The sequence below is a fragment of the Marinobacter lipolyticus SM19 genome (genome assembly GCF_000397065.2).
In the GTDB taxonomy this organism is placed as follows: Bacteria; Pseudomonadota; Gammaproteobacteria; order Pseudomonadales; family Oleiphilaceae; genus Marinobacter; species Marinobacter lipolyticus.
Map to the genome: position 1 here is coordinate 313361 of NZ_KE007325.1, position 15656 is coordinate 329016.

Annotated in this window: 16 protein-coding genes; 9 read left to right on the forward strand and 7 right to left on the reverse strand. The window is 57.4% G+C overall.

Annotated features, from left to right (window positions below; translation table 11 throughout):
- The first annotated feature begins 7 nt into the window (after positions 1-7).
- The 5 genes from hemF to MARLIPOL_RS10895 all read left to right on the forward strand — a co-directional run bounded on the left by hemF (position 8) and on the right by MARLIPOL_RS10895 (position 3859).
- Positions 8-937 (forward strand): oxygen-dependent coproporphyrinogen oxidase, encoded by a 930-nt coding sequence (gene hemF / locus MARLIPOL_RS10875; RefSeq protein WP_012138154.1) that lies wholly within the window; start codon positions 8-10, stop codon positions 935-937.
- The gene (aroE, locus tag MARLIPOL_RS10880) at positions 927-1754 is read left to right on the forward strand and encodes a shikimate dehydrogenase (protein ID WP_012138155.1); all 828 of its coding nucleotides are present in this window, start codon (positions 927-929) and stop codon (positions 1752-1754) included. The genes hemF and aroE overlap by 11 nt, the downstream gene beginning before the upstream one ends.
- 55 nt (positions 1755-1809) lie before the next feature.
- Complete coding sequence (locus MARLIPOL_RS10885) at positions 1810-2583, forward strand: motility protein A (protein WP_012138156.1); 774 nt, start codon at positions 1810-1812, stop codon at positions 2581-2583.
- Positions 2584-2587: 4 nt separating this feature from the next.
- Positions 2588-3421, forward strand: a complete 834-nt coding sequence (locus MARLIPOL_RS10890; protein WP_012138157.1) for a flagellar motor protein MotB — start codon at positions 2588-2590, stop codon at positions 3419-3421.
- 120 nt (positions 3422-3541) lie between these two features.
- On the forward strand, positions 3542-3859 hold the full coding sequence (locus tag MARLIPOL_RS10895; RefSeq protein WP_012138158.1) for a PA4642 family protein: 318 nt from the start codon (positions 3542-3544) through the stop codon (positions 3857-3859).
- Positions 3860-3881: 22 nt separating this feature from the next.
- Here the strand turns inward: MARLIPOL_RS10895 and MARLIPOL_RS10900 are convergent, their stop codons facing one another.
- On the reverse strand, positions 3882-4337 hold the full coding sequence (locus MARLIPOL_RS10900; protein WP_012138159.1) for an Hsp20/alpha crystallin family protein: 456 nt from the start codon (positions 4335-4337) through the stop codon (positions 3882-3884).
- 186 nt (positions 4338-4523) lie between these two features.
- Positions 4524-5063, reverse strand: coding sequence for a gamma carbonic anhydrase family protein (locus tag MARLIPOL_RS10905; RefSeq protein ID WP_012138160.1), 540 nt, complete (start codon positions 5061-5063; stop codon positions 4524-4526).
- Positions 5064-5275: 212 nt separating this feature from the next.
- On the opposite strand from MARLIPOL_RS10905, the gene prlC reads away from it, so the two are divergent.
- The 3 genes from prlC (at position 5276) to MARLIPOL_RS10920 (ending at position 8888) form a co-directional block, all read left to right on the forward strand.
- Positions 5276-7321: an oligopeptidase A gene (prlC, locus tag MARLIPOL_RS10910; protein ID WP_012138161.1), complete on the forward strand. Its 2046-nt coding sequence runs from the start codon at positions 5276-5278 to the stop codon at positions 7319-7321.
- Positions 7322-7351: 30 nt separating this feature from the next.
- Positions 7352-7603, forward strand: a complete 252-nt coding sequence (locus MARLIPOL_RS10915) for a YheV family putative zinc ribbon protein (protein ID WP_012138162.1) — start codon at positions 7352-7354, stop codon at positions 7601-7603.
- A 76-nt stretch (positions 7604-7679) separates the two neighbouring features.
- On the forward strand, positions 7680-8888 hold the full coding sequence (locus tag MARLIPOL_RS10920) for a hypothetical protein (RefSeq protein WP_145768777.1): 1209 nt from the start codon (positions 7680-7682) through the stop codon (positions 8886-8888).
- A gap of 392 nt (positions 8889-9280) precedes the next feature.
- Here MARLIPOL_RS10920 and MARLIPOL_RS10925 read toward each other — a convergent pair whose 3' ends face one another.
- Complete coding sequence (locus tag MARLIPOL_RS10925) at positions 9281-10603, reverse strand: Na+/H+ antiporter family protein (RefSeq protein ID WP_012138164.1); 1323 nt, start codon at positions 10601-10603, stop codon at positions 9281-9283.
- Positions 10604-10716: 113 nt separating this feature from the next.
- Positions 10717-10947: a DUF1653 domain-containing protein gene (locus MARLIPOL_RS10930; protein WP_012138165.1), complete on the reverse strand. Its 231-nt coding sequence runs from the start codon at positions 10945-10947 to the stop codon at positions 10717-10719.
- A 203-nt stretch (positions 10948-11150) separates the two neighbouring features.
- Between MARLIPOL_RS10930 and MARLIPOL_RS10935 the strand changes: the two genes are divergently transcribed.
- A complete protein-coding gene (locus tag MARLIPOL_RS10935; RefSeq protein ID WP_082446161.1) occupies positions 11151-12926 on the forward strand; it encodes a sensor domain-containing diguanylate cyclase in 1776 nt (591 codons plus the stop codon).
- Here the strand turns inward: MARLIPOL_RS10935 and MARLIPOL_RS10940 are convergent.
- The 3 genes from MARLIPOL_RS10940 to MARLIPOL_RS10950 all read right to left on the reverse strand — a co-directional run bounded on the left by MARLIPOL_RS10940 (position 12871) and on the right by MARLIPOL_RS10950 (position 15472).
- Entirely contained in the window at positions 12871-13257 is a 387-nt protein-coding gene (locus MARLIPOL_RS10940; RefSeq protein WP_012138167.1) for a DoxX family protein, read from the reverse strand. The two genes, MARLIPOL_RS10935 and MARLIPOL_RS10940, sit on opposite strands and share 56 nt — an antisense overlap.
- A 62-nt stretch (positions 13258-13319) precedes the next feature.
- Positions 13320-13967, reverse strand: coding sequence for a hypothetical protein (locus tag MARLIPOL_RS10945; RefSeq protein ID WP_012138169.1), 648 nt, complete (start codon positions 13965-13967; stop codon positions 13320-13322).
- Between the two features lie 197 nt (positions 13968-14164).
- Positions 14165-15472: an MATE family efflux transporter gene (locus MARLIPOL_RS10950; RefSeq protein ID WP_012138170.1), complete on the reverse strand. Its 1308-nt coding sequence runs from the start codon at positions 15470-15472 to the stop codon at positions 14165-14167.
- Positions 15473-15656: the final 184 nt, after the last annotated feature.

Consider the following 15656-nt stretch of genomic DNA (forward strand, 5'->3'; position numbering starts at 1 on the left):
GAATCAGATGTCGCAGCAACCCGACAGCAACGCCGTCAAACAGTACCTGCTTGAGTTGCAGGAGACGATCGTCGCCCGCCTGACAGCTGTTGATGGCAGGGCCGGTTTCATCACCGATGCCTGGGATCGCCCGGAGGGCGGCGGCGGTGTCAGCCGAGTGATCAGTGATGGCGCCGTGTTCGAAAAAGGGGGGGTGAATTTCTCCCATGTTATGGGGGATACCATGCCGCCGTCTGCCACCGCGCATCGTCCACATCTGGCGGGGGCGCCCTGGCAGGCCATGGGGGTGTCACTGGTGCTTCACCCCCATAATCCAATGGCGCCCACCTCTCACGCCAATGTGCGGTTTTTCATTGCCACACCGCAGGACGCGGAACCGGTGTACTGGTTTGGTGGTGGCTACGACCTGACGCCCTATTATGGTTTTGAAGAAGATTGTGTTCACTGGCACCGGACGGCTCGCGGCGCCTGTGAGCCGTTTGGTGAAGATCTTTATCCGCGTTTCAAACAGTGGTGTGATGAATATTTCTACCTGAAACACCGGGATGAACCGCGAGGCATTGGTGGTCTGTTTTTCGACGACTACAACACCGGCGACTTCGGACGGGACTTTGAACTGATGCAGTCGGTGGGTAGCAGTTATATCGAAGCGTATGAGCCCATTGTACGCCGCCGCGTGGCGCTGCCTTATACAGAACAGCAGCGTGATTTCCAGCTGTACCGCCGTGGCCGCTATGTGGAGTTCAACCTGGTTTACGATCGCGGTACCCTGTTCGGCCTGCAGTCCGGCGGACGCACCGAATCGATCCTGATGTCGCTGCCGCCGCTGGTTCGCTGGGACTACAACCGCACGGCGGAGCCGGGCTCCGAAGAGGCACGGCTGACCGACTATTTCCTCACCGATCGTGACTGGCTGGAGTTGAACCATGGAAAATGATCTGTACGCGGTGGTGGGTAACCCCATCAGCCACAGCAAGTCGCCACGGATTCACAGTCTGTTTGCACGCCAGACCGGACAGCCGGTGGAATACACCGCCATTCAGGCGCCACTTGATGATTTTGCAGGTACCGTCAGGAGCTTCTTTGCCCGGGGCGGCAAGGGGCTGAATGTCACGGTGCCATTCAAGGAGCAGGCCTGGACACTCGCGGATCAGCGCACTCCCGAAGCAGAAAAAGCTGGCGCCGCCAACACCCTGCTGCTGGATAGTGATGGTTTGCTGACTGCCGATAATACCGACGGCCGGGGCCTGGTGACCGATCTGGTTCACAATCACAGCGTTGACCTGCGAGACAAGAGCATTCTGGTGCTTGGTGCTGGCGGTGCCGTTCGCGGCGTCCTTGGCCCCCTGCTGGCGGAACGACCCGCTGCGCTGACCATTGCCAACCGCACGGTCTCCAGGGCCGAAGCGCTGGTGAAACTGTTCCGGCCGGATGCCGGCGCAACCACACTCTCGGCCTGTGGTTTTGAAGACGTAGCGGACCGGTTTGATATCATCATCAACGGCACCAGCGCCAGCCTCCAGGGTGACCTGCCGCCAATTTCACCGAATGTGATCGGCACCGATACCGTGGTCTACGACATGATGTATTCTCTGACGACCACCACCTTCAACCAGTGGGCTCTCGATCAGGGCGCGACACGGGTACTCGATGGACTCGGTATGCTGGTGGAACAGGCGGCCGAGTCGTTCCGGATCTGGCGTGGTGTGCGCCCGGACACGGCAGCGGTGATGGAAGAATTGCGTAACGACTGAGTCGGCTGGCCGGCGATGGGCTATGCTCAGGGTCACAACATACAAAAGGTTCCCGATGGATATCCTTACCCTTGTGGGCCTCGTGGCGGGTGTACTGATTGTGGTGCTCGCCATGCTGGCCAATGCCTCTGTACTGACATTCCTGAATCTGCCGGGGTTGGCCATTGTGCTCGGCGGCACGTTCGCAGTCACCCTGATCAAGTTCCGGCTGTCCTCGGTGATGAGCGCCTTCCGCCTGGCATTTTCCGCGGCATTCAAGGAACAGGTGGCACGCCCGACCGAGCTGATCCGGGAAGTGGGAGAGTTGGCCATGGTGGTGCGCAAGGAAGGCATTCTCGGACTTGAGGACCACGAAACCACCAACGGATTCCTGCAAAAAGCCATCAACCTCTGTGTCGACGGTCATCCGCCGGAACTGGTGGAAGAAGCCCTGAACCAGGAAACCCGCCAGACAGCGGAGCGTTACGAGGTCTCCGAAAGGGTGTTCCGCGGCATCGGCGAATCGGCACCGGCCATTGGCATGCTGGGTACCCTGGTTGGCCTGGTGCAAATGCTCAATACCCTCGATGATCCCTCCTCCATTGGCCCGGCCATGGCGATCGCCCTGTTGACCACGCTGTACGGTGCCTTTATTGCGCAACTCATTGCACTACCGCTGGCGGACAAGCTCCAGCTCAAGGCAGAGGACGAGGCCCGCAACCAGTTACTGATCACCACCTCCATCCGCAACATCATGCGCGGCGAAAATCCCCGGGTGATGACCGAACTGCTGTCGTCCTTCGTGACTCCGGAACAACGCACGGGCCTCGCACCGGAGCGGGAGGCCTGACAGTTTGACGGGTATCAGCCAGCAGCGCCGTCGCAAGCCGCAGAACCGCACCCCGGCCTGGATCGTCACCTTTGCCGATCTGGCGACCCTGCTGCTGACGTTCTTTATTCTGCTGCTGTCCTTTGCCGAGATGGACATCGAGAAATACCGCGCCATGGCCAATTCCATGTCAGTGGCTTTCGGCAGCAGCAATGTCCTGGCGGAAGACATTGGCGGTTCGCCCCTGACCATGATCGAGTCGGATACGGTGTCGCTGCCCGAGCCTTCGGAGAGCGCCGTCGATGAGCCGGAGTTCATTGATGAGCGATCAAGCGGCGATGCCCCGACAAAAATTCCCGGAGGGGTGATCGAGCTTGCCAGCCGTCTGATCAGTGAGCTGGAAACGGAAGTGGCCTCGGAAACACTCAACGTCAATTACAACGAGGACCGGGTGGTGATCCGTTTCTCGGAAGAGGCGACCTTCCGCTCCGGCGAGGCCGCCATCAAGCCGGATATGATTCCGATCATCGAGCGGGTGGTCGGGGTACTGGCCCAGTGCAGTGGCGATGTTCTGGTGTCCGGCTACACCGATGATCGCCCGATTTCCAGCAGCCGCTACCGCTCCAACTGGGATCTGTCCGCGGCCCGTGCGGTGTCGGTCGTCCACGAGTTGGTGCTGAATCGCCAGTTGCCGGCAGAGCGGGTGGTCGCGGCCGGTCGTGCGGAAACCAACCCGCTGGTGCCAAATGACAGTGCGGCAAACCGCGCAAAGAACCGCCGGGTTGAAATTGCCATTCGTGACCCGGAATGCGCCGATGCTGCAGCAACTGAAACGCTCCCGGTGGAAATCCTGCCGTAGCGAGCCTTATGCTCTGGTGGCAGCACCTCATAGTCATTTCAACTAACTTCTTCGCTTTCAGATCTTTATACTGTGCCCCCCAGTTATAAACGATAAGTCGGAAAATACCGGAGGGAGACTATGAGCGGACCAGACAAACCCAAAGTGATTGGCGAAGAGTGGAGCGACGAGCGGGTCAGGAGTTTTCTTGCCATCGAGCCAGCGGAAGCCGGCATAAACCCGGATTTTCATGTATTGCAGAAAGCCTACCAGGCCATGCGGGCAGAGGACTTCGAGCGTTTTATTGCGTTCTTCCTGGACGCTGGACGGGATCTCAATGCCGTTGCTGAATCCGGCGAAACCATTCTCGACCACATCTCGGCTCACCGCAGGAGCGTGGCCTATGCCGAGGCTCTGAAAGCCGCCGGAGCAAAAACAAAGGAACAAGCCGGGAGTTGAATTCCCCCGGTGTTGCAGTGGGTTACTGAACCTCGACCTCAATGGCTTTCGGTTCGGCAGGTTCAGACTTCTGCAGGGTGAGTGACAACACTCCGTCCTTGAAGTTGGCCTTGATACTGCCTTCGTCCACGTTCTCCGGCAGGGTGAAGCGGCGCAGGAAACTGCCATAGACCCGCTCAATACGGTGGTGTTTCTTGTCCTTTGTTTCCTCTTCGTGTTTGCGTTCACCCTGAATGCTGAGCACACCATCATGGACGGTGACTTTGACATCCTCCTTGTTCATGCCCGGCAGCTCTGCCTCAATGGTGAAGGCTTCCGGGCTTTCCTTGATATCAACGGCAGGTGCCCAGTCGCTGCGACTGAACAAATCCTTGCCTTCCCGCTCCCCGTTGCCACGGCTCAGGCCCAGCAGTCGATTGTAACGGTTCATCAGGTCGTCAAATTCACTGACCGGATTCCAGCGTGTAATGTTGCTCATAATGAAACTCCTCCTATACGAATCTGAAATCGTTGTGACATCAGCCTCGCTCGCGGAACAGCTCCATACCGGTGGCGCCGGCCGGATGGACATCCGTGAACATCTGCTATTTCCGAATGTAGGATCATTGCAGCGGTTTTCAAGTGCCGTCTGATCGAATTTTGACCTGCATCAGGAGCGGGAGGATCATTCCTGCCCGTTCAGATATTCGTCCTTCAGTTTGACGTAGTTGGCAGCGGTGTATTTGAAGAAAGTGCGCTCTTTGTCCGTCAGCGCGCGTGCTTTTTTACAGGGGGAGCCGACATAAAGATGGCCGGATTCCAGGGTCTTGCCCGGAGGTACCAGACAGCCAGCCGCGACGATGACCTCATCTTCCACCACGGCCCCATCCATGATGATGCAGCCCATGCCCACCAGTACCCGATTGCCCACGGTGCAGCCGTGAAGCAGTGCCTTGTGGCCAATGGTGACATCGTCACCAATGATCAGCGGCCAGCCGCCGGGATTGAAGTCACTGGCGTGGGTGATATGCAGCACGGAGCCATCCTGGACACTGCAGCGATCACCGATTCGGATCTTGTGCATGTCTCCCCGAACTACTGTCATTGGCCAGATTGAACAGTCATCGCCCGTGATTACGTCGCCAATCACCACGGAACTGGGATCAATCCAGGCGCGCTCGCCAAATTGTGGCGTGATACCCTTGTGAGAACGTACATTCGTCATTACATATACTCGTATAGCGTTTTCCCGGAGGTTCGGGGTACCTGTGGGAGGGGGCTTTCCAAAACTGTGCGGAGCCATGGATGGCGGAGCCCAAGCGCCACATGGATGTGCCGCAAGGAGCGTGTTTTGGAAAGCCCCCTCCCACAGGTGCCGTTCCCCGAAGTCTGATATACCGAAGCTACCCTACAAATTGACAGCTGAGAAGGGAACTTATGAATAACCCATTATTGACCGACGACCTGTTGCCGAAGTTCGACCATGTTCGTACCGAACACATGGAAACGGCAATTGACCAGATTCTCAGCGAAAACCGCGTGAAAATCGCCGAACTGGCGCAACAGGAAGACCCCACCTGGGATACCCTGGCCCAGCCCATGCAGGCCATGGAAGACAAGCTGAGTAACGCCTGGTCGGTGATTTCCCACCTCAACGGGGTAATGAACAACGACGACCTGCGCAAGGTTTACAAGAACTGCCTGGAAAAGCTCACTGAATACAGCACCGAGCTGAGCCAGAACGAGACCCTCTGCAACGCCTATAAGAAACTGGCGGCGCGGGACGATTTTAGCGAGCTCAGTGAAGCCCAGCGCAAGTCCGTAGATAACACCCTGCGGGACTTCCACCTGGGTGGCGTGGATCTGCCGGCGGACAAGAAAAAGCAGTACGCCGACCTGTCCCGGGAACTGGCGGAACTTTCCAACCGGTTCAGTGACAACGTGCTGGATGCCACCCAGCACTGGTACAAGCACATTACCGATGTCGACGAGCTGTCCGGTTTGCCGGAAAGCGCCATTGAGGGCGCGAAACAGGCGGCGAAACAGAAAGACCTCGACGGCTACGTCATCACCCTCGACTTTCCCAGCTTCTTCCCGGTCATGACCTACGGGGACAACCGCGAGCTGCGTCGCGAAGTCTACGAAGCCTTTGTCACCCGTGCCTCGGACATGGGCCCGGACGCCGGCACCTGGGACAACACCCCGGTGATGGCGGAAATCCTCAAGCGCCGCCACGCCCTCGCCCAGCTACTCGGTTTCGATAACTATGCTGAACGCTCCCTGGCCACCAAGATGGCCCGCAACACCGACGAAGTGCTGGATTTCCTCAACCAGCTGGCCGCCAAATCCAAACCGGTGGCGGAGAAAGAGTTTGCTGAACTGACAGCCTTCGCCCGGGATCGTCATCGCGTGGAAGAGCTCGAAGCCTGGGATATCGGCTATTACAGCGAGAAACTGCGCCAGGAACGTTACGACATCTCCCCGGAGACCCTGCGCCCCTGGTTCCCGGCGAACAAGGTGGTGCCGGGGCTGTTTGCCGTGGCGGAGAAGCTGTTCGATGTCCAGATCGAAGAAAAGCCCGAGGTGGAACCCTGGCATGAAGATGCCACCGCCTATTGCATCAGCCGCAACGGTGAGCCGGTGGCCTGGTTCTACCTCGACCTGTTCGCCCGTCAGGGCAAGCGTGGTGGTGCCTGGATGGCGGATTGCCGGGTGCGCTGGCGCAATCAGCGTGGCCACTTGCAGCTGCCGGTGGCGTTTCTGACCTGCAACTTCACCCCGCCGGTGAACGGCAAACCGTCGTTGCTGACCCACGACGAGGTTACCACCCTGTTCCATGAGTTCGGCCATGGCCTGCATCACATGCTGACCCAGGTGGATGTGCTGGAAGTATCCGGTATCAACGGCGTGGCCTGGGATGCGGTAGAGCTGCCCAGCCAGTTCCTTGAAAACTGGTGCTGGAGCCCGGAGTCCCTGGCGCTGATCGCCTCCCATCACGAAACCGGCGAACCGCTGCCAGAAGATTTGCTGCAGAAGCTGCTGGCAGCCAAGAACTTCCAGTCCGGCATGGCCATGGTGCGCCAGCTGGAATTCTCCCTGTTCGACTTCCGCCTGCACGCGGAATTCACCAGCGAGGCCCCGACCAACCCACTGGATATGCACCGCAAGGTGCGGGAAGAAATCGCCGTGGTGCGGGCACCGGAATTCAACCGCTTCCCCAACAGCTTCTCCCACATCTTTGCCGGTGGATACGCGGCCGGCTACTACAGCTACAAGTGGGCGGAAGTGCTGGCCGCGGATGCGTTCTCGCTGTTCGAGGAACGAGGTATCTTCGACCCGGAAACCGGCAAGGCATTCCTCCATAATATCCTGGAAAAAGGCGGCTCCCAGGAGCCCATGGAACTGTTCAAGGCCTTCCGCGGCCGCGAACCGCAGGTGGATGCACTATTGAAACAAACCGGCATCACGGACGACGCTGCTTGATCACCAAGGCCCGAATACTGGAGTAATCTTATGGCGAGTCCAAAACGATTCATCGCCGGCGCCGTCTGCCCCCGCTGTGCGGAGATGGACAAAATCAAGATGTTCACCACCGACGATGGTGACCAGGTCCGCGAATGCGTGGCCTGCGGTTTCACCGATGCGGTGTCCGACACCGAGCAGCCGTCTAATCCCGAACTTGAAACCCGGGTTAACAAGCGCGGTAACGAGGACGACCATACGGTTAAGCAGGTGGTGTTTTTTAAGGCTGGCTCTGAGGACTGACCTCTGGGGTTGGCCTTGTAGCCTGATTGAGTGGGGGTTGAGAGGGTCTGGGGGAACCTTTCCAAAACGGAGAAACGTGGTTTCTTTGAATGTTTTGGAAAGGTTCCCCCAGACCCTCTCTTTTTTGACCACGCAGATATCGCCGGGGGGCGTTTATCGGCCGAAGCCTTCTCTGTTGGCCCTTGCTATTTCCGCTTCACCAACTATTGTTCACCTGTGTATTTGTACTGATAAGAGGGTTCTACAGATGCGAATAATTGGAAGCGCGTTAGTGCTCCTGTTGGGGTTTGGGGGCCCTGTTGCCTGCTATGCCGATGAGCTCCTAAAAATTGGCAGCACCCTTAACGATTTTACCGAGTTCTTCGCAAGTGGAACCGTTAATCTCAGGGATGGCAGAAACGACATTCAAATGCGGCGCTTTCGCTATGAACTCCGACAGGGAGAGAAGATCGAAGGTGGCTGCAAGTATTCCAGTGGGGGCAATAGTGAATGGGGGCAAGGCGAAACTGTCATCGCTCAGGAAGTTGCTCACGACCTGACGGAATGTAAACGACTTTTCCTCGTTGGGATCCCTTATCCAGATAGCATCCCGGATTGGATGCGGAAGTCGGACGACGCCTCGTCAACTGAGAGCTTAGAGGTCAGCCCTGGGCAAGATGATTCCTCTGATGAGCCATTGACAACATCATCCGAAATTGCAGATTGCGAGACAGGCTATCTCCAAATCACGGATGGCAACCAAGCTGCTGTCAGCGTTGCGAGGGCGTTAACTGGCTGGACTGGCATACCCATTTCAACCACCGAAGTATGGGCAAAGGTAAGTGGGACACCAGGAAGTATGGTAAATGGCTGCGGGACGTTTCAATATGGCAGCCTAACGGGGGACGCAGATTACGATGAAGGCGGCATTGGTTGGGATCATTCAGTCACAGACATTTCTTGTCCCTATGAATCTACCTATGATCGAAATAGATATTGCAGTTGTACGCGTGAGGAAGACACTGGCGCTTGCTTGGTGCATTGTAAAGCAGCATCTGGGCCAGGCCCCTGGTATGGTCGGGCCGGGATTTCAGCCACCCTAACCAATAAAGGAAGCGTCCCTCTTGTATTTGACTGCTCGGCGGGTGACGGGGCCAAAATTGTGATCAGTGAGGTAAGCATTGAGTCACAAATTGCTGGCGACTCATGGGCATTGAAGCGAGAATTTTCGATGACCGGACCAGTGGAGAGCTGCCTAGAGAATGTATACGTCGATAGCGCCGAGCATACCAGCCGGTGTGATTAGCTTGTATAGATCAGTTGCTGTCAGCTAAAAGGCTGGCTGGGGTATGCAGCACGGAAAGGCCGCATATAGTGAGGCTGATTATGCCTTGGGATCAGCAATTTGATCAGGATACCGACGTTAAGGCTCCTGCCGAGGGCGACGATCAAAATCTCTATCCAGAGTCGATTCGTACTGGCCAAATGGTGGGAAGAAGCCGGCAGTACTTCTTTATCAATTTTCAGCAGAAATCTGTCATATAGTCGCATTTATTAGCAAGTCGTACAGTGAGGGTGGGGGGACGGCGAATCAAAACATTCAAAGAAACCACGTTTCTCCGTTTTGATTCGCCGTCCCCCCACCCTCACATCCCCCCAATCAGGCAGGCTACAAAAAGCAGGCCACTCCCAACTAAATCAAAGCACCATAGCCGCCAACCACCCAAAGCCAAGCAACGGCAGGTTGTAGTGCAGGAAGGTGGGCACAACGGTATCCCAGATGTGGTTGTGCTGGCCGTCGACGTTGAGGCCGGCGGTGGGGCCGAGAGTGGAATCGGAGGCCGGGGAACCGGCGTCACCGAGGGCGCCGGCGGTGCCGACCAGGGCGACGATGGCCAACGGGCTGAAGCCCATTTCCAGGGCCAGGGGTACGTACAGGGCGGCGATGATCGGGATGGTGGAGAACGATGAGCCGATGCCCATGGTGATCAGCAGGCCCACTACCAGCATCAGGAAGGCGGCCATGGCTTTGTTGTCACCGATGGTGGCGACCGAGCTTTCCACCAGGGTGGCGATCTCGCCGGTTTCGCGCATGACTTCGGCGAAGCCGGAGGCGGCGATCATGATGAAGCCGATCATTGCCAGCATTTTCATGCCCTCGGTGAACAGATCATCGGCTTCCTTCCATTTGACTACACCCGACAGGTTGAACAGCACGAAGCCGGCCAGCGCGCCAAGGATCATCGAGCCCAGCCAGAGCTGGACGACAAACGCGGTGACGATGGCAATCAGTGCCATGAACAGAGTGCGGCCGTTGTACTGGATATCGACCCGCTCGGTTTTCTCGATGGTGTCCATGTTGTATTTGCGGTCGTCACGGTAGCTGAACAACACCGCAACCAGCAGACCGCACAACATGCCCAGGGCTGGCAGTGCCATGGCGGACATGACGTTCAGTTCGGAGGCATCGACGCCGTTGTCACCGACATTGGCCAGCAGGATCTCATTCAGGTAGATGCCCCCGAAGCCAACCGGCAGGAACATGTACGGGGTGATCAGGCCGAAGGTCAGGACGCAGGCTACCAGGCGGCGGTCCATGTTCAGTTTGGCCATTACGTACAGCAGTGGCGGCACCACCAGCGGGATGAAGGCAATGTGGATCGGCAGGATATTCTGGGACGAGATGGCAATGGCCAGCAGCAGACCCACGATGAGGAAGCGGATGCCGCCGACGGCTTTGCCTTCGTCCTGCTTGCCCACCAGGGCCAGGGCTTTGTCAGCGAGGGCGTGGGCGAGGCCGGATTTGCCGATAGCCACGGCAAACGCGCCCAGGGTGGCGTAGGACAGAGCGACCGTGGCGCCTCCACCGAGACCGTTATTGAAGGCTTCGATGGTGGCTTCCAGGGACAGGCCGGCGACCAGACCACCGGTAACGGCTCCGATAATCAGGGCGACAACAACGTGAATGCGGCACAAACTCAGGACGAGCATGATGGCGACCGCAGCGACAACGGCATTCATGGCAAAACTCCGGGTAGGAATTGTCGGTTTATCCGACCCCTTGTGAGGGTGGACATCTCAAAAAGCGGGCTAATGTGCAGGAAATCATCGTTCCAGTCAAAGCCGGGCAGATGTCAGTCGTCACTGACCCTGTAAAAACGGGGTACCTGTTCGCCGGCAACCTCGACGGTTTCCTGGAACATGGACAGCGGCCTTACCCAGAGGCTGTGATCGCCATACAGGCACCTATAGACCACCAGTTTTTCCTCAGTTTCGCTGTGACGGGCGATATCAATGACCTGGTAATCCTTACCTTTGTAGTGGCGGTAGCGCCCTGGCGTAATCTCCGTTTTTCTTTCGGTCATGTGCGGACTCCGGACGTTGTGTGAGGTTTATGTAACAGGCAGGAGATCATCCGCCGGTAAGCGTCTAAACTTATCACCTATCTGGCAAGGATGCATAAGGGTCGTGTTGAACTGTTTGCAACTCTGAATCACTGATACCGGGCATCGGATATCCTTTTATGAATCAGCCAGCCTGTCGCTTATGCAGCTGTCTCCTCTTTGTGATGGTGCTTTTGGCCCCTGCTTCCCTGAAGGCCGAAACCGCCGAGTTTTCCTGGCTGAAAGATAGAGATGCCACCCTCTCAATTGATGAAGCACGAGCTTTACCGGAGCGTCGCTGGCAAGCATTTGATCCCGAACACGTTTTAAACCTCGGCTTCAGTGATGGCAGTGTCTGGCTAAAAGTGGACGTCCCGCCAGAGCCTGAGAACCGGCTTCTGGAGATCGGCTATCCATTGCTGGATGACGTATCGGTTTTCTGGGTCGTGAAGGATGACATTGTTCAGGAGTACCGGACGGGGGATCGAAGGGTTTTTAACAGTCGTCCTGTACCGCATCGTCATTTTGCGTTCCTGGTGCCCTCGAATACCGAGACAGTGACCGCCTACGTGCGCGTGAAAACCCAGGGCTCGGTCCAGATTCCCGTGCGAATCGTGCCTTCTGCCCAGTTCCTTGCCGAAGAGCATCTGTCCTACGGCTGGCAGGCCGTATTCCTGGGCATTATGTTGGCAATGGCGCTGTACAACTTTTTTGTCTTCCTTATCGTTCGCCACCCGACCTACCTCTGGTACGTGCTGACGGTGTTAGCAGCCGCCATGGTCTGGCTCAATTTTAATGGGCTGCTGTTTCAGTGGTTGTGGCCAGATATGCCGATTCTGAACCGCTATTTCACAGCCCCGATTATTTCTCTAAACATAGCCTTTGCGTCGCTGTTCACCATGAGCTTCCTGTCATTGCAGCGCGTCAGTCCGCTCGCCTTTCGCCTGTTTCAGGGTGTGGTCGTAGTGGCCGTGTTTACGTTTCTCTTCGGTCTGTTCGGGCCCTATCAGGCCAGTACCGTTATTGTCAGTGCGTTCGGGGCCTTTGTTACTCCCCTGGCGTGGTTTGTTGGCCTGTGGGTCTGGCGCCAGGGCCAGGTACTTGCCGGTTTCTACGTGCTGGCGTGGACACCGCTGTTGCTGGGGCACCTGGTTCTGGCGGTCAGTAAACTGGGCTACCTGCCGAGTACCTTTGCGACCGATTTTGCGCCGCAATTCGGTGTTGCGCTGGAAGTGATACTGCTCTCTTTCGCGCTGGCCTACAGGATCAATCTGGAGCGATATCGGCGCCAGATCGCTCAGGACCATGCACTGGCAGTCCAGCGTCAGGCCACTCAAACACTGGAAACCCGTGTGCAGGAGCGCACTGAAGAGCTGGAACGGGCCAATGAACAGCTCAAGGCCATCTCACTCACGGATGGTTTGACTCAGGTGGCCAATCGCAGGCGTTTCGATGAAATGCTGGCGGTGGAATGGAGCAGGGCCTGTCGACAGGGACATCCGCTTTCCTTGCTGATGCTGGACATTGACCATTTCAAACAGGTTAATGATCAGTTAGGGCATCTGGTCGGGGATGATTGCCTGGTCAGCGTAGCAAGGCTGTGTGCCAGGGAGATTCAACGTTCCGGTGACCTGCTTGCCCGTTATGGCGGTGAGGAGTTCAGTGTGTTGCTGCCGGTTACCCCCGAGCAGGGCGCCCGGCGTGTGGCCGAGCGGTTGCGGAAGATCGTTGCCGAGAACCCGGTTTATCCCAATGATGGAGTCCGCCCTGTCAATCTGACCGTCAGTATCGGCGTGGCGACCATTACACCAACGAACAGCACCGGGCCAGAGGCACTCATCCAGCGTGCGGATGAGGCGCTCTATCAGGCCAAGGAATCCGGACGGAACCGGGTGGTCGAGTGGCTCAGTTCTTCAGTTTGTAGCGACCCGGCCCCAGAAAAACCAGGGCAATCGCGGTAAACAGGAAGAATCCCTGCAGCTCCAGTGCCCAGCCACCGCTGCTGCCCAGCGCCAGCAATTCATGACCATGGACCAGTGCAATGGCGACCAGCATGTTGAAGGCAATCAACAAAGCGCCGATGCGGGTCTGGTAACCGAGGATCACCATCAGCGGTGCCAGGAGTTCGCCGATAAACACCCCGTAGGCGAAGATCGCCGGAATGCCAAGGCCAGCCAGCTGGCCTTCGATGAATCCGACCCCGTGGATCAGCTTGGCGATGCCATGGAATAGCATAAGCCCGCCCAGGGTCAGGCGGATGATCAGTTTTCCCAGGTCTGCGTTGTCCAACAAAGGTGCCTCCGTCAGGTAAGTATGGAATCGTGGTATTCAGGAAGGTGCTAGATTACCCGCAATCAGAGGCCGTTGCCCAGAGAGAAACGGATGTGATTCCGTACCAGGAGGTTTTCCCAGTATTGCCGCATCCAGTCCCAGGCGGCATTTTGTGCGTGTTCGACGAAGGGATCCAGGTTGAGCTCATAGTAATCCGGTGTGCCGGCTATCTGTAACAGGGTCAGGGTAATGGCGTCGTCCAGTTCGTTGGCGAAGGGTTCGCCAATCAGCTGATGAACCAGCAGGTTGGCATGAGTGGCCTCGATGTCCACCAGGTCGCTGGCGCGGATGGAGCGGTTATTCTCGTACATTTCTTCCATCAGGCGATGGCAGAGGTAGGCCCGGATCAGCAGGCCATCAAGGCCGTCGTAACGTACCAGCAGTGCCGACGGCTGGGTAAAGTAGCGGGTTGCGGCATCAATGAACGGGGCGAACAGGTCAGACTTGCCGGCTTCCCGGGCACAGGCTTCAACGCACTCGATCAGTCGGGGAGCCATCTCGATGTATTCCACGGCGAACTGGAACAGGCAGGTGGCCGGTTGATAGCCATCAATAGTAATTGTGGCAGGCAGTGACGACGCCTTCTCCCCCAGTTGCCGGAGAAACGTGCCGGAGTGGGCTTCCTGCCGTCGTGCCTGATCAATGATGTTTAGGACTACCTGTGGTGTCATATCAGGAGATGCCGGTATCTGAACGAATTGAGGTCGCAAGGCGCCTCCCGTTGTTCATATAGAGTGGTTGAAGGCAGGAGAGCAGGGGCTGGCAACCGCAACAAGCCTGCCGTTTACGACAATTGTAGCCCAGATTTACCCGCCTGCTTCCGGCGCATCATGAAAATCGGGCCATGTAATGTTTGCCTGGCTGACGGTTATCGGGCATCGAACCACCGGCCGTGTCGTGTATGGGACAGAAACAACCAACCCATGGTCACGGCGCGGGCGAGCATAAGGCTGATCAGTGAGAACCAGAGACCATGATTTCCCCAGCCGGTAGTTAGCCACCATACTGGCAGGAAGATGATCAGGGCTGAGAACAGCATGGTGTTCTGCATATCCCGGGTTCGTGTGGCACCGATAAACACACCGTCCAGCAGATAACCCCAGACCGCCGCGAACGGCAACATCCACAGCCATGGCAGATACTGCCATGCGGTCATGCGGACCTCCTCAATGCCGGTTAACAGGCTGATCAGGAAGCGACCGCCCAGCACAAAAGCGATGGTGAACAGCACCGATCCCCACAACGACCAGCGCAAAGCGGTGCGGACCACTACCCGGAACTGGCGTCGGCTACCTTTACCCACGGCTTCGCCAATCAGGGCCTCGGCGGCATTGGCAAAGCCATCCAGACCGTTGGAAATGACCAGCAGGAACGTGAGCAGAACTGCATTGGCGGCCAGGATGGTGTCTCCCTGGCGGGCACCCTGCGCGGTAAAGAAGGCCAGGACCAGCAGCAGTGCGATGGTCCGTACCATGATGTACCGGTTGACCTGCAGAATACGCAGGTAGTCCGCCAGCTGTCCCAGCAAGGCACGGCTGAAGGAGTGCCCCGCAGGTAATCGCAACAGCACCAGGCGAAAACCAATCGCTGCGGCTGAGTACTCCGCGATAACCGTGGCGACCGCGACCCCCTGGCTATTCCAGCCCAGAACCGTCACGAATAGCATGTCCAGCAAGATATTCAGGCTGTTTGCCACAATCAGCATGATCATGGGCGCTCGCGGAAACTGGGTGCCGATCAGCCAACCCACCAGGGTGTACTGACAGAGGACGGCGGGCGCGCTCCAGATTCGTATGGCGGCGTAGTCGGCGGCCAGCTCCGCCACACGCTCGCTGGGGTTCATCAGGGTCAGGCCAATACTGATCAGGGGCTTATGGAAGGCGATCAGCAACAGGCCAATGGCTGTCGCCAGTATGATGGAGCGCAACAGCAGGGCGATCTGGGCAAACTCATCGCGCTTGCCCCAGGCCTGAGCCGAAAGGCCGGTGGTGCCCATACGCATGAATCCGAACGTCCAGTAAAGAATACTGAACAGGTTGGCACCGACCGCGACCGCCCCCAGGTATTGTGGACTCTCCAGATGACCGAGCACAGCGGTATCCACCAGCCCAAGCAGGGGGACGGTGAGATTGGTGAGCATAAGCGGCCAGGCCAGTGCCCATAGCCGTTGATCCATTCTGGTCAGCGGAAGGCTTATATATGATTTGATTATTAATAATCCTGGCTTATAACGTTTGGGTTTAGTCGTCTTTTAGCATTTTCTTGATCTGTGTCTATACTCAATCCTGAGTTATCCATAAGCAGACTTCCACTCTGACCTGACCGGTGTGTGCGAGCTCCGCCAGAGCAGAGGGATTGAA